This window comes from Aureliella helgolandensis (assembly GCF_007752135.1).
GTDB classification, from domain to species: domain Bacteria; phylum Planctomycetota; class Planctomycetia; order Pirellulales; family Pirellulaceae; genus Aureliella; species Aureliella helgolandensis.
The window spans coordinates 8,401,008-8,419,193 of sequence record NZ_CP036298.1; the positions used below are offsets into that span (position 1 = coordinate 8,401,008).

Annotated in this window: 19 protein-coding genes; 14 read left to right on the plus strand and 5 right to left on the minus strand. The window is 56.1% G+C overall.

All coding sequences use genetic code 11. The features are described from left to right. Positions 1-132 precede the first annotated feature (132 nt). A complete protein-coding gene (locus Q31a_RS29640; RefSeq protein WP_197355942.1) occupies positions 133-1,290 on the plus strand; it encodes a PDZ domain-containing protein in 1,158 nt (385 codons plus the stop codon). A 165-nt stretch (positions 1,291-1,455) separates the two neighbouring features. Beyond that, the gene (locus tag Q31a_RS29645) at positions 1,456-2,478 is read left to right on the plus strand and encodes a YihY/virulence factor BrkB family protein (protein WP_145086531.1); all 1,023 of its coding nucleotides are present in this window, start codon (positions 1,456-1,458) and stop codon (positions 2,476-2,478) included. Positions 2,479-2,921: 443 nt separating this feature from the next. Here Q31a_RS29645 and Q31a_RS29650 read toward each other — a convergent pair whose 3' ends face one another. From Q31a_RS29650 to Q31a_RS29665, 4 genes are all read right to left on the minus strand, one after another. Beyond that, positions 2,922-3,461 (minus strand): hypothetical protein, encoded by a 540-nt coding sequence (locus Q31a_RS29650; protein WP_145086533.1) that lies wholly within the window; start codon positions 3,459-3,461, stop codon positions 2,922-2,924. 167 nt (positions 3,462-3,628) lie between these two features. Continuing rightward, on the minus strand, positions 3,629-4,696 hold the full coding sequence (locus Q31a_RS29655; RefSeq protein ID WP_145086537.1) for a type II secretion system F family protein: 1,068 nt from the start codon (positions 4,694-4,696) through the stop codon (positions 3,629-3,631). Continuing rightward, complete coding sequence (locus tag Q31a_RS29660; RefSeq protein ID WP_145086540.1) at positions 4,693-5,841, minus strand: GspE/PulE family protein; 1,149 nt, start codon at positions 5,839-5,841, stop codon at positions 4,693-4,695. The genes Q31a_RS29655 and Q31a_RS29660 overlap by 4 nt, the downstream gene beginning before the upstream one ends. Next, positions 5,838-6,338: an HD domain-containing protein gene (locus tag Q31a_RS29665; protein ID WP_145086542.1), complete on the minus strand. Its 501-nt coding sequence runs from the start codon at positions 6,336-6,338 to the stop codon at positions 5,838-5,840. The genes Q31a_RS29660 and Q31a_RS29665 overlap by 4 nt, the downstream gene beginning before the upstream one ends. A gap of 119 nt (positions 6,339-6,457) precedes the next feature. Here Q31a_RS29665 and Q31a_RS29670 point away from each other — a divergent pair, with 119 nt between their 5' ends. The 8 genes from Q31a_RS29670 (at position 6,458) to Q31a_RS29705 (ending at position 12,779) form a co-directional block, all read left to right on the plus strand. After that, positions 6,458-7,510, plus strand: a complete 1,053-nt coding sequence (locus Q31a_RS29670) for a type II secretion system F family protein (RefSeq protein WP_145086545.1) — start codon at positions 6,458-6,460, stop codon at positions 7,508-7,510. Positions 7,511-7,523: 13 nt separating this feature from the next. Beyond that, entirely contained in the window at positions 7,524-8,792 is a 1,269-nt protein-coding gene (locus Q31a_RS29675; protein WP_145086548.1) for a type II secretion system F family protein, read from the plus strand. 58 nt (positions 8,793-8,850) lie between these two features. Next, positions 8,851-9,339, plus strand: a complete 489-nt coding sequence (locus tag Q31a_RS29680) for a type IV pilus modification PilV family protein (RefSeq protein ID WP_145086551.1) — start codon at positions 8,851-8,853, stop codon at positions 9,337-9,339. 1 nt (position 9,340) lies between these two features. Then, positions 9,341-9,874, plus strand: a complete 534-nt coding sequence (locus Q31a_RS29685) for a PulJ/GspJ family protein (protein ID WP_145086555.1) — start codon at positions 9,341-9,343, stop codon at positions 9,872-9,874. Further along, entirely contained in the window at positions 9,871-10,344 is a 474-nt protein-coding gene (locus Q31a_RS29690) for a hypothetical protein (protein WP_145086558.1), read from the plus strand. Before Q31a_RS29685 ends, Q31a_RS29690 begins: the two co-directional genes overlap by 4 nt. Continuing rightward, positions 10,341-11,540, plus strand: a complete 1,200-nt coding sequence (locus Q31a_RS29695) for a DUF1559 domain-containing protein (RefSeq protein ID WP_197355944.1) — start codon at positions 10,341-10,343, stop codon at positions 11,538-11,540. Before Q31a_RS29690 ends, Q31a_RS29695 begins: the two co-directional genes overlap by 4 nt. After that, a complete protein-coding gene (locus tag Q31a_RS29700; RefSeq protein WP_145086564.1) occupies positions 11,537-11,953 on the plus strand; it encodes a hypothetical protein in 417 nt (138 codons plus the stop codon). Before Q31a_RS29695 ends, Q31a_RS29700 begins: the two co-directional genes overlap by 4 nt. Positions 11,954-12,530: 577 nt before the next feature. Beyond that, entirely contained in the window at positions 12,531-12,779 is a 249-nt protein-coding gene (locus Q31a_RS29705) for a BON domain-containing protein (protein WP_197355946.1), read from the plus strand. Between the two features lie 35 nt (positions 12,780-12,814). Here Q31a_RS29705 and Q31a_RS29710 read toward each other — a convergent pair whose 3' ends face one another. Then, a complete protein-coding gene (locus tag Q31a_RS29710; protein WP_145086570.1) occupies positions 12,815-13,927 on the minus strand; it encodes a redoxin domain-containing protein in 1,113 nt (370 codons plus the stop codon). A 232-nt stretch (positions 13,928-14,159) separates the two neighbouring features. On the opposite strand from Q31a_RS29710, the gene Q31a_RS29715 reads away from it, so the two are divergent. From Q31a_RS29715 to Q31a_RS29730, 4 genes are all read left to right on the plus strand, one after another. Further along, entirely contained in the window at positions 14,160-14,492 is a 333-nt protein-coding gene (locus Q31a_RS29715) for a carbon storage regulator (protein WP_145086573.1), read from the plus strand. A gap of 167 nt (positions 14,493-14,659) precedes the next feature. Then, entirely contained in the window at positions 14,660-15,172 is a 513-nt protein-coding gene (locus Q31a_RS29720) for a hypothetical protein (protein ID WP_145086576.1), read from the plus strand. 89 nt (positions 15,173-15,261) lie between these two features. After that, positions 15,262-16,341: an Mrp/NBP35 family ATP-binding protein gene (locus Q31a_RS29725; RefSeq protein WP_145086579.1), complete on the plus strand. Its 1,080-nt coding sequence runs from the start codon at positions 15,262-15,264 to the stop codon at positions 16,339-16,341. Positions 16,342-16,398: 57 nt separating this feature from the next. Beyond that, positions 16,399-18,093: a hypothetical protein gene (locus Q31a_RS29730; protein ID WP_145086583.1), complete on the plus strand. Its 1,695-nt coding sequence runs from the start codon at positions 16,399-16,401 to the stop codon at positions 18,091-18,093. The last annotated feature ends 93 nt before the right edge of the window (positions 18,094-18,186 follow it).

Here is an 18,186-nt window from a genome sequence, read left to right on the forward strand (position 1 = left end):
CCTGTTGGACAGCCTAGCGATCCCCAAGTTTTCCTGCAGGACCGCCCGTTTCCTCCAGTACGCGGTGATGGGCAATTTTCTGTTCACGTATACCACCGCTCTATGATCTATTCTGCTGCAAGGAGCTCTCGAATGATTGGCTCAATACTTCAGTGTCGGCTGTTCGGCCCAACCTGCATCGCCGCACTAACCTCCGTCTTCGCCTTTCCGATGCCGGCCAACGCAGACGAGCCAACCGTGGAATCGGCGCCAGCAGTAGCCGCTGCACCAGAGCACCGTGATGGACCAGAGGATCCAAGTTTGGCGCGCCCCGGAGTATGGTTGGGGATTCAGCTCAAGGAGGTCACGGGTGATCTAGCCAAACACCTTGACCGAAGCGATGGTGTTTTTGTCGAATGGATCGTTCCAGAGAGTCCAGCCGCACAAGCGCAATTGGCCATCGGGGACGTGTTGCTGGCCGTCGATGATCAGCCTCTCGATTCTCCTTCCATGCTGTTGGAAATCATGGCGCAGCAATCGGTCGCCGAACCTCAAGCATTGGCCTTCCGACTCCTGCGTCGCGGCCACGAGCTAACGATTCGCGTTACCCCCGCTCCACGCCCTAGGATCAATGATTCAGCCAATCAGACCATTGAATCCACGCTTTCCGAGCTGCTCGAACAGAATGGTGCACCTGCAGAAATCCGGGAGAGAAAGGAGTTCCTCAAGAGCCTGCGAAACCAGGGCGTGCGAGTCCTGCGTTTCGGCAATCCCTCAATGGTCTTGGGCGACGCTGACCAGTCGCCCAACGAAGAAACTAAGACTCGTTTCGAACAAGAAGTCGAGGGTGGCAAGGTTGTGGTGACGATTGATGCAGACGCCGGTCCACCAGCGCAGATCACGGTTCAACAAGCAGACAACGTCCAAACTCTGGAAGCTACGGACGACGCCATCGCCAAACTTCCTAAGGAATTGCAGGACTGCGTCCAGACCGTCCTGAAGGAATTTGCCACCCACAGGGAGGCAAGGGGTGCCATGCAGCAGATGCTCGAACGTCGCATTGCGATTATCGGAGACGATGGACAGCCCTTCGCCCTGCCTGAGGGGTTGCAGATGGATTTGCTAAAAGCAGACCTACGCGCTCATGCTAAGCAACGACTGGAGCAATTGAAGAGCCCGCACGACGCCCCGATCGCCCCTCCAACGGAACAGACCGAGGAATTTCAAGCGGAGATCGCTCGGCTTAAGGCTTTGGTTGAGGAACTCAAGGCGGAAATTGGTGAGTTGCGGAACACACCCCAGCAGAAGTGAGTGTCGTCAGCCGAATGCCAATGCTAGCGAAAGGTCGATATCTTACCCAGCTTCACTGGCACTCGCTCTCTTGTTCTGGGATTATCTGGGCTCTCCGGTCCCCATGAACGTCCATCGCTGTAGCACATTCATCGCTACAAACACTCGAGCCCGCGCAAGCCTTGCATGTCCCGACGCCCCGACCTACTGTCAGTCGCATCACTGCTAAGTTCTGGCAAACACTACTCGAAGGTCGTGGGCCGCTCGGCTTTCCTGGCTGCTCGCCGCTGGCAAATGGATGACGCCAGTTCCATGGCTGCCGCTGTCGCCTATTACTTGGCCCTATCGATCTTCCCACTGTGGATGGTGTTAACGGCCGGGATTGGGTTCGCCCTGAAATTTACGAGGCTGGGAAAGGATGCAGAAGGCCAGATTTTTGCGGTCATCGCCGAGCACTGCTCCCCGTCACTCGAAGCACAGATCCGTGGATTGTTCCTACAACTGGAGAATGACTCCATGGTGGGCGGTCCGATTGGGCTGCTGACTGCAATTCTGGCCGCTATCGGAGTCTTCTACCAGTTTGAACGCGCGTTTGACAAGATTTGGCGGATTCCCAACCCTTCGGCCAACGGCCTGCTGAGTGGCATTGTCCGTGTGCTCACCCAACGCTTGGTCGCGTTTACCATGTTGGCTGGCGTCGGCCTGACGATCATCACCATTCTGGCGTCCAATGTCGCTCTGGGTGCTTTTCAGCAATGGATGCTCTCCCTAAAGATACCGGGAGCATCGCTGATCACTGTGTTTGAGGCGGCCGCCACTATGATCCTGAATGCTATCGCATTTGGCATGCTCTATCGCTGGCTCCCCAAACGCCCCGTGTTATGGCGCGATGCGTTTCGCAGTGGCGCATTAGTGGCGGCCATCTGGGAAGTCGGCCGACAATTCCTAAGCGCCTTCCTCATCCGCGCTTCCTACACCACGACCTACGGTGCCGTCGGCTCCTTCATTGCCCTGCTGCTTTGGTTCTACTGGGGAGTCAACATCTTGTTGTTTGGCGCCGAGTACGTGCAAGTGCTTTCCCGACGCCATGCCCAGCCCTTGAAGATGTTTCGCCCAGAGGGCTACGAGGAACACAACCGTAAGCCGATCGCGATACCACGCCGAACACAGCACCAAACACAGCGCCAAACACAGCGCCGTGCATCTTAGTAGTTGATCCATCGACGCATTGCGGAACAGGCCGTCGATGCAGCAAACCGATGATCCAGGAGCTGCTGCTCCGGTCTTTGCCACGGTCCTGGGGTGCACGCCCCAATCCCATCGTTCTGCACATGCCCCTGCCGAAACAGGCTAGTCCCGGACCTCACAGTTCTTGAGCGGCGGTCGGCGGTCCTGTCCTTTCCGTCGGGTCACGATTCCTAACCCGGTTATTGGGCGATGCTTACGTGGGGCGATTTTTGGGAGGCCACGGAACGGGCGGCCATGCTACGTTTTCGTGGGGTCACGGACCGGGGGTCCATGCTACGCTTGTGCTGGATCACGGACTGGGGGTCCATGCTACGCTTGCGCTGGTCACGGACCGGGGGTCCATGCTACGCTTGCGCTGGGACGGGGACGGGGACGGGGACGGGGACGGTATACTAGGCTTGTACTTACTCGGCTCCAGCGGGCTCATCTTTGGCTTCAGCCGGCTCAACCTTCTTTGGCGGCCCGTCTTGCAGTCTCAGACCGCTCGCCAAATCAGCGCCAGCGACCTCCAATATCGCCCGCGCTCCTGAGGGGATTTGCGCATAGATCGTTAGCAACTTCAGCTCCTGGCTCTCTGGTGGATAGAACTGATTCCCCTTGGTATGAAAGAACTTGAGAGGCACGAAGATCTCCTCTCCACCGCCAATTTCGGAGGGGTGCGCGAAGTGAAACTGCTCGTTAACGGACATGTTCACGTTGCGCCACACATCCGCGGTCGGGTTCTTGAGGATGAGACACGGCACGATGCGCGCGTCCTCTGCCGAATCATTGGGCCAAGCTCTCGGGCCCACGCTCACTGCAGCCTCCAACACCGGATCCTCAAAATCTGGCAGTGTCGTGTACAGCACGACCACCAGAGCAAACGGAATCAACGTCACTAGGATAAGTGCGGCGGTGAGCTGCTTGCGAGTCAGAGTCCGCCCGGGCGGTTGGGGATTAGTCACAGGATATTTCTGCTGTCACGACCATCGAAAGTAAAACCTTCTGCCCATTGTATTCTGCCCTGCTAAGGTCGCTAGCCGCCAAAGGCATTCCGCACCATGTCCGCAGGCCTCCTCCCTCCAGGAGGGTGATGTTCCGCATAGCGTGAGGCTGCGGGAGGGCCCCATTTTCAAAGTTGGTACTCCTGTGGGGCGACGATGCGGATCAGTAGTAGGACCCACGGTAGGTAGATGAGAAACACATAAGTGCTGAGGACTAGTCCGCCAACGACCAGGGCAACCAGCATCGGTACCCATCGCGCCTGCTGCAACGATTTTAGGTAAGCCTCATCCCGCAAGTACTCCGCCACCACTGCCAAGTGCCCGATCGCCTCACTGCTCTCCACCACTCCCACCCGCAGTGAAGCTAGCACGATATTGGTCTCGCTCGAGAGGAGTGGAAGTTGTTGCTGCTGCTGCAATTGCTTGAATGCGTTTAATGCCACCTCAGTATTTCCGCCAGTCGCTCGTGAACTCAAGCAAGCAACCTCCGACAGTGGTCGCCCCGCAGCTAATAAGCTTCTAGCCACCTCCGCTGCCAAACTCTGCATGCGCATTCGCCTGACTGGCTCGCGAGGCAACCCCTCTTGGTCATACTGCTGCCGACGCCGATACCAAACCCACAGTGGTAGAAAACTGCACAGCAACATGCCTAGCAATAGCCAAGCAACATGCTCGCGAACCACAGCAATCAGCTGTAGCCAACTGGGGAGTTGCTGATCAAACTGCGCATAGGTGGACTGATACTCGGGAATGATCCGCCAAACGACGCTCCCGACTGAGACCAACGTTACCACGATTAAGAGTGTCGGATAAAGCATGGCGTTGCGAAGTGCTAGGGTAGATCGCTGATTGGCAAGATGCAGACTACTCCAAGACTCCAAGAGTCGATCCATGCCCTGCCCCAGCTCCCCAGCGGTGATGCAAGCGGATAGACTTCTCGAATTGCGTGACTCGTCGCCAGCCAGCGCGCTGTCGAGCGTTGCACCGGCCGCGATGCGTTCATCGACGATCTTGGCTGCCTGCCGAATCTCACTTGAGCTGTTGGCGGCCATGCGTGGCAGTTCGTTGACGATCGGACGCTTCGCGCGCACGAGCTGTGCTATCTGCTGAGAAACCGCCAACTGCTGAGCTAACGAAAGCGGCTTAGATTCTGGGAGGAAATCCCTAGCGCTGGTACTCGGTTGTTGGCTACTCACCCCAGATGCCTCGCAAGCTCAAGTGACTCAACTTCACCGCGGGAAATGCATTCCGCGCCACGTTCGGCGAGGGTCCGCATGCCTTGTTCCTGACCGAGTTTTTCAATCGTGGAGGTATCGGCGTCCTGCACCAGGGCCTTAGCAAGCTCCCCATCGATTGTGGGCAGCATCTCCACCAACAGGCTCCGTCCATGATAGCCAGATCCGTGACAGACCACACAGGTTTCAGGCGTCTTCTCGGCTAGGTTCTCCGGGCTGCCGCCCGCGCGACGGCAGGGACAAGTGCGGCTAATCAACCGCTGGCAAACCAGCAACTCTAGCACGCTGCGTAAATGGTGCGGTGAAACCTGCATATCAAGTAACCGGCGGAGTGCATCCGCAGCGGTCCTGGCATGCATGGTAGTGATTACCAATTGCCCGGTCATGGCGGCTTGAAAAACGACTGCCGCAGTGGCGGGATCGCGAATTTCCCCCACCAACATTACTTCGGGGTCTTGCCGTAGCAGCGCCTTTAAACCATCCGCCCAATCGTAACCCGTCGACGGATTGATTTGCGACTGCGAGACACCAGCAACTTCCGATTCGATGGGGTCTTCGAGCGTCACGAGACTTCTGGGGTAGCGAGCATGCTGCTGCAGATATCTCAGTCCAGAGTAGGCCGTCGTGGTCTTGCCGGCACCAGCCGGGCCAGCTACTAAAATGACTCCGCTGGGACGGGCAAGTGACGACACCAAACGCGATTCAATTTCGGAGGGCAAACCCAGCTGCGCAGGCAGCCAATTTTCCGCCGTGCGATTGACCAAACGAATCACCGCCCGTTCACCATGCAGCGTCGGCAGAGTTCCCACGCGAGCTTCCAACGGGGGGTGGGCGAGCACGAACCGGCCCTCCTGTGGAATGTCACTTCGATAGGTGATCAACCGCGCCAGCGCCTTGATTCTTGCCAAAATTTTGGTCGTATGACCATCGGGGCAATCTCCATATTCAACCAATCGACCTGAGATGCGCAATCGGATCTGCACGAGGCCGGGCAGAGTTTCAAAATGAATGTCACTGGCCCCAGCGGACTGAGCGGCAGCAATCACCCGTTCGACGACTTGAGTGGCGTAGCTCTCGACTTGGGGATTCAGATCGCGCAGCGTCATGAGGCCGAGACGTCCTCGACACGGGCCATGTTTCGACGGTAGCTGGTCTCGTCGAGCCGATCGCTGAGGTACTGGTAACTTAAGACGTAGCGCTGCATGCGCAGCAAGTCGCGTTCTCGAACTGGCTCGCGGTATAACACTCGGTTGATCGAGAAATTGTCTCGCAAATCCGAAAGCTTTGCTTCCCGGGCAAGCGGATTGGATTTGATGCTCACGACATACTCTGCGTAGCTATCGCCAGACTTGTGGGTTACCAAGTCGACGGCTGCCACCACCTCGTCGGTGAACCCTTGGCTCCTGAGATCCGCGAGCGTCACAGAGGTATCCTCCACCAAGTCATGCATCAAGCCAACCAATTGTGCATCGGATTCGCGGCATCCCATCATGACCCGCAAGCAGTGCATGACGTAGGGCTCCCCATCCTTGTCGGTCATCCCTCGAAAATGTTTGGCGACCAGCGCCAACGCCTCGTCAATACCTGCGTATTCCATTTCCATCCCACAAATTTTTGTTGGCTACATCCCTTGGTGATTCTAGACATCGTAGAATAAGCGCCTCTGGGAGTCACCTAGCAGAGCACTGAATTCATGGTTTCCATCTAGAACTTGTTCACACTATGCCTCAAGATCCACTCTCGTCCCAACCGATTGCGGCAGCTGTTCTCAGCACTGGGACGAGCCCACTTGATGCACTCAAACTAAGACTGGCCGCACAAGTCGCACCTCGACGCTGGCAAACCAGTTTGAATCGCTTAGCCAAGTCTACCGAAGATGGCGAACCGTTAGAGGAAGCGATCCGAAAAACACTGGGCACGATGCCCAACGAACTGCGTTCGATTTGCAGCGAAGCCTTGCGATTGCCTGCACCGTCAGATTTTTTGATGGCTGTTGCGCGAGAGCGACTGCGAACGGGACGCTATTGGCGGGAAGTTCGCATTCTGTTGGCGTACCCGACCGTCTTGCTGTTTTGCGCATTAGGCGTGGGTTGCCTGTTCAGTTATGCCATGCTGCAAGTCTTCGACATGTCGTTCTTCAGTTTCTCCTACTTCTTTTCTTCAGCAAGCTCAATTGCTGCTAAGCAGGATTCCGTGAATCGATTGGATCAACATTACGCCATCGTCGGGTTGTCCATATCCTGCGTTTGGTTGCTGTTGGTTGCACTTACCCTACGATGGATCGGCCCAGCCTGGACCAGGTTAGCCGTCTTAGGTGGAACCATGGTCATTGGCCGTCCCCTGCGGTGGCTAGCTCTACGAGAATTATTATCGCGCTATGATAGCGTCCTGTCGCAAGGGATTTCTGGCATGCCTGCTACTGAGGTATTAGCACGTAGCTTCGCAGGAAGTTCGCTTTCCATGACCTCCCGAGTCCTACAAGAACGGCTCGAGGCGGGTGCACCGCTTGGCCGTGCGCTGTCGACCTCCCAACTGAGTGATGGGCTGTGTCGACCTGCCCTACTGATGATTGATGAGCATCCCGGGGACCCACGGCACGCGATTGGTGATGTGTCGAATTTATTGGAGCAATTGGCGCAAGAGCGATGCCGTACTCTCAGCGTAGTGCTTCCCGTTTTCGTGCTTTTAATCGTGGGTACCATCCTGTGGGCAACCTTCAGCTCCTATCTTTCCGCTCTCGAAAGCCTGATGCACTACATTTCAGCTCTGGTTTGAAGCGGGCGCTCTTATGACTTACCTCCTCTCCAATTGGCTCATTCTGGTCCCACTAGCGATCAGTCTATTTATCGCGATCCAAGTAGCACAAGCGCATCGAGATACCTCGGATGATTCGCTGCTGATGCTGCTCCTCCGCTGTATCATGTCGCTCATGTTGCTCGCGGGCTTTCTGTCGCTGGGAACGCGCATCAGCATCTTAAGCATCCTGTGGTTGTTGATGCTATCGGGGCTGAGTGTGGTCTTGGTCGTCAAGCTGCGGAGGCTGGCGCGATCCGCGTTGTTCCACAGCTGCTTGAACGCTGCGGCCACTAGACAAATGCCTCAACTGCTCTTTCATTTTGCTGCGGAGAATCGTGGTTGGCTACGACGAAGATCCGTTTGCCTTCAGCGACTACTGGCACAGGGAAGAGAATGGGACGATGCCTTGCAGCAGCAAGAAGTTGCGAAGGGCATGTACGACTGCTTAGCTGTGCGTCTCCAGAAAAGATATGGTCCATCCACCCAGATTCGACTCGGCGAACAGCCCCGCTCAGGTCCCCAGCCCAAACGGATTGAATCTCAAATTGAAGCTTTGCTGGGACGTTTGATGCTCGGGAGCTGGTTTGTTCTCACGATTCCGCTGAGTCTGTTCATTATCTTGGCTATTGTTCCGACGCTGGCCCAAATGTTTGAAGAGTTTGGCTTGCAGCTACCTTCCATCTTTCGCAATTTGCTGGCCTGCTACGACCTAGTCACGGAACCTCCCTGGGTGTTCCTGGCGATTCTGGTCGTCCTGTTGTTGATGGCCTGTTACTGCCTGGGGATCCTGCTGTGGATTTTCCCACGTCTCCTGCAATCGCAGCCCTTCCGCTATCTGTGCGCCGATTACTTCCGTAGCGTTAGCTTGACCGCCCTGATGCACGCTGCAGATCGCGAGCCCACCTTGCTGGAAGCCTGCCGGGCTGCTGAACAACTTGTTCCAGCACCCTTCCTGCAATGGCCCTTCCAACGCGCCGTATCCGCCTTAGAAAATGGCTGCCAACTATCCGAAGCATTCCATCTATCCGGGCTGGTTACTTCTGCGGAACAGAAACAGCTACCAATCAGCCTCGATGAGGGAGATCCGACGTGGAGTCTGCAACAGTTCTCCATCGAACGCATCGATCGCATGGTGCGTCGCTACTCGTTCTGGTTTCAGTGGTTAGTCGTCCTCCAAACCCTCCTGTTCGCCGTGCTGGTGGGCTGGTTGGCCGTGGGCACCATTCAAGTCCTCTCCGAGCTGATTTCCTTTCAAGCCTGAAGTGTCCCTGGAAGATCCCTAGCAGCGTACTGAGTTTTAAAACGATCGGTTTAGAGCTATGAATTTCAGATTTGCGGCCGTTCGAACGACTGGTAAGGAGGAACGCGCGCAGCCTAGCGAGTTCAGGCCGCTGCAGGTACCTCGGTTTCGCCCTCGACAAGGGGTTACTACCCTAGAAGTCGTGGTGGCTACCATCCTATTGGCCGTAGCAATTTCGGGACTCGGCACCTTTTCTGCCAGCATGCATGACGGCCTACAGAATCGTGAGCTGAGCGCTAGAATTGCCTGGGAAGTTGCCAATGCCCGGGAACAAATCGGCTGCTGGAATTTTGAGGAGGTTCGTAAAACAAAGATCGAAGCTCTACCGGTCTCAGCAGCTTTGGCAAAGAGGATGGAACAGACGCGTTGGGTCGCTTCAGTCGACTCGGTCGCAACTCCCATCGAAGGTCTCCGCATACACCTGGCCCTCCACGGAGTACTCGATTTGCAACCCGTAGTGCCTCGCGAGCTGACCTTTTGGATTCCTCGTCCTGAGGAGGAAGACTGACATGCGACATCGCGCTCGAAAGGGGTTTTCGCTGATTGAGATGGTCGCGTTGCTGTTCTCGATCAGCGCCATACTGTCGCTATCGGCCGTCATACTCCAGAAAGCCTTTGAGGTGCATCGTGCAGGGCTGGTGCACTTGCAAAAATACCAAGCACTGCAAATGCTGGAACAACGTTTTCGTTCCGACTGCCACGCCGCTCAAGCGTGTCAAGTGATCGAAGATGCTGAGAAGAGCCCATCGCTAGAGCTTACCCTGCCGGATCAGCGCACCGTTCGATACTCCGTCGCGCCCGGTCTGGCGCGCAGGCAAGTCGTGATGGGTGATGTTGAGTCCGCCAGCGAACAGTGGCAACTGCCGCGCAACTCGTCGGGCACTTGGCTAATCGAATCGCATCCGCAGTGCGAACTCGTCCATTTCATCATCCGCTTTGAGGGGAATGAATCTACCTCGGAACTGGAAATGGAAGAGATCCGTTGGCAATCCCGCAGCAATCCGTTTCCCAGTGGACGCTCAACGAGGGGGAGTGCTCTGTGACCCTCAAAGCTCAGAAGACGAAAAACCTGCTTCCCAAGCCTCTGAGGAGTAGTAACTCAACTACCTCCAGGTGTATCCTTGCGTTATCCACCAAGAATCGCTGGCGATTGGGCGGTCGACGGCGGTTGGGTTCGGTGTTGATGTGTGCCATGGTGGTAATGATCATCGCTGGGCTGCTCACCACTCAAGCAATTCAAACGCTGATTTTGAATCGCCGCAACGATGACCTCCAATGCAATTTGTATCAAGCCCGCGAGTTAATTGAATTAGGGCGAACCATGATCCATCAAGAGAAAGCACTTGGACAAAAAGTCAAGATCATGGTGGATTCGAACAGAAACTACTACGGGACAATCCATATTTCTCAGACACCTGTGGCTGAGGGAAACACTGGAAAGACCCGAATTGTCGTCCATTATCCAGCCGATCAACCGGGGCAAGTCACCGCCTCATGGGAAGGACCATCATGAACATTCCATTTAGATCCCCCTACCAATCCCGGCGTGTGCGAGCGGGTGGCTTTACTTTGGTGGAGCTGCTTGTGGTGATCGCTATTATTGGAATTTTGGTCGGCCTGCTATTGCCGGCGGTTCAGGCTGCCCGAGAGGCAGCGCGACGTTTACAGTGCACCAACAATCTTCTGCAATTCGGCATGGCCCTGCACAACTACGAACTGGCGCATCGCGTTTTGCCCTCAGGTACGGTCGACGCGCAGGGTCCCATCGTGCACCTGCCCATTGGCTATCATCACAACTGGATCGTGCAGATTCTACCAATGCTCGATCAACGGGTAGCCTACAATGTCATCGACCACGGCCAATCAATTTATGCGAAAGTGAATCTGCCCCTTCGTCAGTACAGCATGAGCCTACTGCATTGTCCCTCCTCCTCTGGCAGTGGTCCGTTTTCGAACTATGCCGGTGTGCATGATAGCCGTGAAGTGCCCATTGATATCGATAACAATGGAGTGCTCTTTCTGAATAGCGCCGTCACCTTTGATGACATTGTCGACGGACTTAGCCAAACGGTGTTTGCCAGTGAAAAATCCTTCGACGAAACCGACCTAGGCTGGAGCAGCGGAACGCGGGCCACACTCCGCAATTTCGGCTCCCAGTTCAATAAAGATAATCAAAGGATAGGTGGTTGGAATACGTACTTCCCTCCTGGAGTTGGCGGAGGCTATGGGGGCGGGTCCTATGGGGGCGGAGGCTACGGCATGGGCACCTACGGTGGCGGCACTTATGGAGGAGAGGGATATGGCTCGGAAGCGTACGGCGAAGCTGTCGTCGATGCGACCGGCGTCGACTCGCGAACCTTGGAACAAGAGGTAGAACCACCGAATTCGGACACCGCTGAGTCAACCGGCGACTCGACTGCAGAGATGGAACCCAAGGCGGAGAATCTGGCTAGCGCTGGCGTTCCCAAACCGTACGATGAACTCGATCCCACCACCTGGCTCTCTGTCGCTGATTTACCAGCGGTCATCGATGGCCAACCGAACAGTGGAAGCGATGTTGGTGGATTCTCCTCCTCCCATGCGGGAGGCGTGAACGTCTTGGTGGGTGATGGATCGATTCGCTTTTTGAGCCAAACCATTAGCGATCCCACCCGCCAACAATTGGGAAATCGGCACGATGGAAAACTCTTCCTGGACAATCCACTGTGAGCTCACCGCAACCGTACGATACCATGGACGATCGCCAAACTGCGCCGCGATCCGGGCGAAGCTCGATAAGCATCGCCTTCCTGTTCTACATCATTACTCTGTGCGCCATCCTGGTAGCCGCATTGCAACGAATCTCGGTCAACGAAGCGGTGACCGGCTGGGTGGTCGCGGCGGTCCTGGCCGTCGGAATTGGTGTCGGACTCCTGATCGGCTTGCTGTTCGGTGTGGTGCGTGTCAAAGGACCGAGCGGAGCCTTGGTGGGGTGTTGTGCTGGTGCAGTGGTGGGTGCCATCGCTGGACCAATATCCTTGATTGGTAGCGACCAATTCTATTCCGTCCTTGCATTAACACTTTTCGGTTGTTGGATTCTGATCGCCTTGATGCTCCTTGCTACCCGCCTGGGCGACTCTTAGAACTTTCTCAAGCTCCAGTTTGAAGCGATGCGACGAAACACCCAGCTCCAACCGTCGATTGCAGTGAGCCCCCTCACAACCGATGCGTAGGGGCAAGCATCGTTTCAAGTCTTTCTCGCTAAACATTTCTCCTGGCAGAATCTTGCGTTTAAGAGCGATTCCCGTAGGAAGTCTCCATCACTCATCGTGCAAATCCCCATTGAATCAGAGTCTGCCTCAATTCTGCACACCCACCGGGAGGGTGCCGTACTTGAGAGCTACGGAAATCGATGTTGCGCAGCCCGGTAAACACGGATTTCACTAGCTTTATTGAATTGAGCGTGGTAGGTTGAACCGTGGTGTTCGACACCGCTCAATTCAAAATCTGATTCACCTCTCCTTTTCGCACTTGGCGATCAGCCGCGGTCACTCTCACTAAGAGTTGAATTCCCGGCACGGCAATCTTGTTTGCCATTCTTTAACCCAGCTGTCGCTGCTCGATGAGCCGCGGCTTCCGCTTGGTCGTTCACCTTACCACTTTGGTGCATTCCTATGTTCTTAGGCAATGCCGAAGATTCGTCGATTCAGGGAGAAATGTATGGTACTCGGAAAACCTGTCCCAGATAAAACGCTGCTGAGAAGCGTCACTCAGAAGATTTCGCAACGCAGCGGAGGTTCCGGCAGCAAAGTTGTTGCGAGTGTAAACGGAGGGGTCGTTACCTTGACTGGTGTGCTCGGGCAAGAGTATCAGCGACGTCCGTTGTTGTCGTCGATGAGTGGGATTTCAGGCGTCCGCCGCACCGTTGATCAAATGACGGTCGCGCCTCCCAAAAAGCGAGAGCAGTAGTCAACGGCAACTCGCACGACTGCACAATGGCTGGCCTAAGTTGGTGTGTCTTCTTGGAGAAGTTGGCTCACCAGATCCTCGATCGTCTTATCGCCAGTCGCACCCTGCCAATTCAACTCGCCCTGCCACCAATGGCGCAGATAACCTTGTTTGTCGATGACATAGACGGTCGGCCACATGGTGTTGGACCACTTTTTCCAATTTTCTGACTCCAGGTCGATTAGGATTGGAAACTGGAGTCCACTCTCCGCCGCTGCCTCGCGGACCGCCTGTGGGTCGCGTTCACGAGACGTTTCGGGCGATTGTATCCCAATCACGACTACTTCATCCGAATTGTACTTCTCACTCCAATTCTTGTAGTGGTCGAAATTGGCGTGACAATTATGGCACTGGAATGCGTAGAAGTGAACCAACACCACTTTGCCGCGGAGTTGCTGCAGGGTTAGAGGTTCCGAATTGATCCAGTGCTCTACGGAAACCAGTTCGGGAGCCAGCGGATAAATGCGTTTCAGCTGCGCGGTGTCAAAGGGATCGCCCAACAGGGGTTTCAGCTGCTGCAGTTGTTCGGGACGCAAAATCGTTGCCACACTCTTCTGTTCCGCCTGGATTGCTGCGGAAACCTCTTGAGTGAGTTCGTCGGTAACGGCGTTCTTCATAGTCGCCGAATGTAGTTTTTGAGTCGCAGCGTTGGCCGCTCTGGCCAGCTCAGCCAACGCCTCTTGCTGGCTCGATTCCAGCTTCAACTTGCCCTTCACATCTTGGCGTAGCAACATGCGGACACCCTGTGCTCGACACTCCAGCTGGTCCAACCGCGTCTGTTGCGCCGCCGATGTATTCTCCTGAAACCAATTTCTTACCCGCTGCTCGAGCTTGACGATCAGCTCGCGTTGCTTCTCGGCAGGCAGAATCCGCAATTGAAACCAGGGTGTATCAATCTCCGCGAACAAAGCCCCCAATTGCTGAACTTGGCCATCGGTCAACTGGAGTTCTTGTTGCGATTGCGGTGCGTGGACCAACCCCAGCAAATGCTGCGGTATCAGCTCTGCATACTTCGATACCGATTCATGGGTCTGGGCGGCGATAACGCTGACTAGTTGCGCGAAAACCAGCCCTGCGCAGCAAACACGCATGCAAAGGGGGTGCAACATCGACTTTCTCCGAAGAATTTGAAAGTTTGGGACTTGTCTTGTAATTCATTCCGTTTCAGAAAATTCCATTTCTGGCAGTTGAAACGTTATTTACGACGAGTTTACCCCTGTTTCCAACACTTTTCCGTGGCCTATTTCACTTGCGAGGGAAACTTCACCGATGAATTCCCGATTGGCACGGCATTCGCATTTGAAAAGTCTCTCGTAACACACCCTTATTCAGGAGACCTCCATGCTCGTGCTCACTCGCAAACCTAATCAAAGCATCAAGATCGGTGATAACATTACCATCAACGTTGTACGAGTCAGGGGCAATACCATTCAGCTGGGTATTGAGGCGCCTCAAGATGTATCGATTCTCAGAAGCGAACTATTGCTGAAGACCGTGCTCAAGCCGAATTCCGCGGCAGCCCCCTCGGACCACGCGACGCGGTCGGACGGAACACGCTCCCCCCAAGATTCGACAGGCAGCAGCTCGAGCGATAGCGAAGAGAAGACGCCTGCGAACCTCTCGCTGGCTTGTTCTGCAGAGCCGATCGTCTTACAGTTGTTAGCTGCTAGCTAGTGCATCGTCGGAGCTCGGTTTGCCGAATTGACTCGCTCCCAGGCTGAGCTTGGGGCCCCGTTGAATTTCACAACCATCCCACCCTTTGCAGGGAATTCCAGCGAATTCCACTACGCGAACCTCAGGGAAACCAAGTTCAGGCAATTGGTGGCAGGATACAGACAGCCATGCATCACGATCTGCCCACCTCCAATTCCCAACGGGATGTGCTCTACGGCCAAGCCTTGAACTGGGTGAGTTGGGATCCCAATGGAGTTGTCACGGCCAGCGTTAGCTCGATGCTGGAAGGATTGGATTGGAGCCGCCTGTGCGGGCCAACTCCAGTCCTACCACGACTGCTCCCGCTTGAGGAACTCGGGGATCTACCGGAGGTGGTGTCCGGCCAACAGGTGGGCCTGGCGCTGTGGGTCCATCGCGACCCAAACGAGCTCAGCCCGTTGATCCATTCCATTTCCCTGCTCCGAGCGCGTGCTGCCGAGGTCTATCGGGTGGCCTATCTGCAACCAGAACTGGCGGGGCAAGCCTCGATCTTTGTGGAGGCGGGTGCACAAGTGGTGGTTACCCGGCTACCATCTCTACAGAGAGTCCTGCCACGCATCATCGCGTTAGCGCCCCGCTCTGCCTCGGGCTTTCATCCGCTCGTCGCTGGGTTGTTGGAACGGCTTCCGTGGAGCGATTGAGCTAGTATCGAGTGGGCGATTGGACAAATTCCGGTTGGGCAAAAGTTGCCGTACGATCACCAAGTAAGAGAAATATAGCTGGTTTGAGCATGAGTCAAGCAGATTCGCCTGAAACAACCCTTCGGTCCGCCCTATCCCGCCTGAAAGACCCCGAAACGGGCCGCGAGCTTGGGAAAACCAACCAAATCGTCGATTTTACGCTGCAGGGCTCCCTGGTCACGTGCACCATTGGCCTAACCACCCACAGCTGGCCGATTCGCGACGAGTTCATTGAGAAGGTTCAAGACTGCGTTGGCGCTCAGGGGATCGAAGTCTCTCAAGTGGACGTCAATATCACCGAGTTCGATCGGCCTCCAGTCCCCATCGGGCAAATCGGCCTGCAAGCTCGCAGCGTGATTGCCGTCGGCTCGGGTAAGGGGGGAGTCGGCAAGAGCACCATGGCAGCCTCGATCGCGCTCAGCCTGTCCAAAGCAGGAGCCAAAGTCGGACTCATGGATGCGGATGTTTACGGACCCAGCATTCCCCACCTACTGGGACTCTCGGGACGCCCCGAAGTCATCAACGGGAAAATTCAGCCCATCTACTACGAACAACTCCCCGTCATGTCGATGGGTTTCCTGGTTGAACCCGACCAAGCGGTCATTTGGCGGGGCCCCATGCTCCACGGGTCGATTTCTCAGTTCCTGAGAGACACCTATTGGGGGCCGCTCGACTATTTGGTGATCGACATGCCACCCGGCACTGGGGACGTGGCATTGACCCTATCTCAAATGATTCCGTTGGCAGGTGCCGTAGTGGTTTGCACACCGCAGCAGGTTGCTCTCTTGGACGCCATCAAGGCCGTATCCATGTTTCGCAAGACGAAGATTCCTGTGCTGGGAATGGTCGAAAATATGAGCGGATTTGTTTGCCCCGACTGCGGAAAGCAGTACGATATCTTTGGTAAGGGTGGCGCGCGGGAAAAGGCGGAGGAGATTAAGATCCCGTTCCTGGGTGAGCTCCCAATTAACATGCAAATACGCCAAGAATCTGACCAAGGACATTTGGCAGCGGCCTTCGAAGATCCGATCTGCAAGGCCGCCTTAGACAAGATCACCCGCGCCATCGTGAGAGAAATCAACGCGCGCGCCGCGAGTGCACCTACCGGTGCGAGCTTGCCAGTGCTCTAGGGTACCCAGCATGCAATCGCGGAGTGACAAGCTCGTGGCGCAGCAGGAAGCCGTGCCATGCGCCAACCGAATGATCCGGTGCAAACGGGCGAGCCAATCGGCTCCAGCGAGTCCGTGGAAGCTCTAAGAGCTCTCCTGAGTGCCTCGTTGCATGCCGCTTGTCACCAGCTCCAATGGACCACAGCGTCCGCTGAACAGTTTGCGGCGGCCAGCACTGGCAGGGGATCCGCCTGCCTGTTGAAGAGACTCTGCGATGCGGTCCTCCCACCAGACTCAGCCTCCCGTCCGGTGCTGAACCCCGTGCTGAACCCCGTGGGGCTGAGCCACGTGAAGGATCTGGTCGAGCATGGCTACAGTCTGCAAGACTCCTGGCGCCCGTGGCAAACTGCTATTGAGCACTGGTTGGGGCGCCGCTTGTATTTTGGACACGCTAGCCTGTTCGCCCGCACAACCAATTTTGTCACCATCGCCAGCTCGCGGATGGGACGATTTGGGCGTCTGCTACCTCAATGGCCGCAGCGCTTGGAAGCCATCTTTCGCGAATGCGCCCGTCGCCGACAACGCTTGCTCGTCGCCCCTGGAACCGCTGCCAGCCAACTCACGCTGGACTTGGCGCAATTGTCTCACGTACCGCGCTGCTCGATTGGCTGGCCCAACCCTTCGACTCAGAGCCTGGTTGATTGGCTGGTGCTGACTTTGACGCAGACACCCGCAGAATCTGCTGACCGCTACCAAGTCCACCTGTCTCCTCCGGTGCATGCCGCCACGAAAAAGTTCGATCGGCTACCGATTCAAGATCGCGCTGCTATTGCTTTGGCAGACACGGTATTTGCAATTTCCGTTCGCCCGCGTGGCGTGATTGGACAATTGCTCTTGCAGCGTCTACAAAACACCGCCTTTCCCACCGCTTCGGTTTTTGTGGCACTCGAAAGCAATACGCTGTCCCATCCGCAACGATCCGCGAGTTGCCATTGGCTGAAGCTCGGAGCAGTGGGTTGGTACAGCTTCAATCCTCCCGCTACCGTTGCGTCGCGCATCGAGTATTGCAAGCGAATCGTAGCCCAGGAGTGCTCGCTCGATGGTTCAACCGATTCTCCCGCAGCCAAGCGGCGCCCCTCCACTCCGATGCAACTCTGTGCTGCAATGCCAAAGCAGTGGCGAACACGCACCGCACAAGACTGGACCTTCCTGTCGCATTGCACGCGAGGCCAAGAGGGGCCAGGCCCGATGGAGGAGCTCCAACAATACCATTGGCGGAGTTGGCTAGGAGGTCGCCAGCCGAGCCACCCGCTGCTGACACTCTATCAAATACTCCAGTCCCGGCGATTGGTAGGAACCTCTGCCATAACGCGAACGATGGAGCGGTGTGTCTGTTTTTCCGCCTGCCCACTGCCGCAACTCTTGGATCGGCGAACGTACCAATCACACTTGGGACGCTGGGACTGGGAACCCTATGGACTGATGATTCGCGCCAGTGCTCTATCGGCTCTGGGTGCGCGACCCGTCGTGTATGGTACCGAAGCCGACTATCGGAAGCTCTCAGATGATCAACGGCCCTACTTTCAGCCCCACGGCAAGCATCGCGCGAACGCTCCCAGGGGATGGCGGGAGGAACAAGAATGGCGCATCGTGGGGGATGTGTTGCTGGAGAAACTCCCGCGAGAAGACGTGCAACTCTTTGTGCGAACACGCTGCGAAGCCCTGCAGATTGCCCGACGGTTCCCATGGTCCGTGTTTTGGTTCGCAAACTGACGACGAACTTGTCGCCACGAATCCAGGAAGACCCAACTGCACCTTGGAGCCCCGCGAGGCGTGAGGCAGCGAGGCAATCGCTTTTTGAAGGGT

What these genes read in the sequence shown, in the direction of transcription:
- Q31a_RS29715 (WP_145086573.1), top strand. Translation starts at nt 14,160, where the DNA reads ATGCTCGTGCTCACTCGCAAACCTAATCAAAGCATCAAGATCGGTGAT.
- Q31a_RS29710 (WP_145086570.1), bottom strand. Translation starts at nt 13,927, where the DNA reads ATGTTGCACCCCCTTTGCATGCGTGTTTGCTGCGCAGGGCTGGTTTTC.
- Q31a_RS29685 (WP_145086555.1), top strand. Translation starts at nt 9,341, where the DNA reads ATGCGACATCGCGCTCGAAAGGGGTTTTCGCTGATTGAGATGGTCGCG.
- Q31a_RS29695 (WP_197355944.1), top strand. Translation starts at nt 10,341, where the DNA reads ATGAACATTCCATTTAGATCCCCCTACCAATCCCGGCGTGTGCGAGCG.
- Q31a_RS29645 (WP_145086531.1), top strand. Translation starts at nt 1,456, where the DNA reads ATGTCCCGACGCCCCGACCTACTGTCAGTCGCATCACTGCTAAGTTCT.
- Q31a_RS29720 (WP_145086576.1), top strand. Translation starts at nt 14,660, where the DNA reads ATGCATCACGATCTGCCCACCTCCAATTCCCAACGGGATGTGCTCTAC.
- Q31a_RS29725 (WP_145086579.1), top strand. Translation starts at nt 15,262, where the DNA reads ATGAGTCAAGCAGATTCGCCTGAAACAACCCTTCGGTCCGCCCTATCC.
- Q31a_RS29730 (WP_145086583.1), top strand. Translation starts at nt 16,399, where the DNA reads ATGCGCCAACCGAATGATCCGGTGCAAACGGGCGAGCCAATCGGCTCC.
- Q31a_RS29660 (WP_145086540.1), bottom strand. Translation starts at nt 5,841, where the DNA reads ATGACGCTGCGCGATCTGAATCCCCAAGTCGAGAGCTACGCCACTCAA.
- Q31a_RS29680 (WP_145086551.1), top strand. Translation starts at nt 8,851, where the DNA reads ATGAATTTCAGATTTGCGGCCGTTCGAACGACTGGTAAGGAGGAACGC.
- Q31a_RS29665 (WP_145086542.1), bottom strand. Translation starts at nt 6,338, where the DNA reads ATGGAAATGGAATACGCAGGTATTGACGAGGCGTTGGCGCTGGTCGCC.
- Q31a_RS29670 (WP_145086545.1), top strand. Translation starts at nt 6,458, where the DNA reads ATGCCTCAAGATCCACTCTCGTCCCAACCGATTGCGGCAGCTGTTCTC.
- Q31a_RS29675 (WP_145086548.1), top strand. Translation starts at nt 7,524, where the DNA reads ATGACTTACCTCCTCTCCAATTGGCTCATTCTGGTCCCACTAGCGATC.
- Q31a_RS29640 (WP_197355942.1), top strand. Translation starts at nt 133, where the DNA reads ATGATTGGCTCAATACTTCAGTGTCGGCTGTTCGGCCCAACCTGCATC.
- Q31a_RS29705 (WP_197355946.1), top strand. Translation starts at nt 12,531, where the DNA reads ATGGTACTCGGAAAACCTGTCCCAGATAAAACGCTGCTGAGAAGCGTC.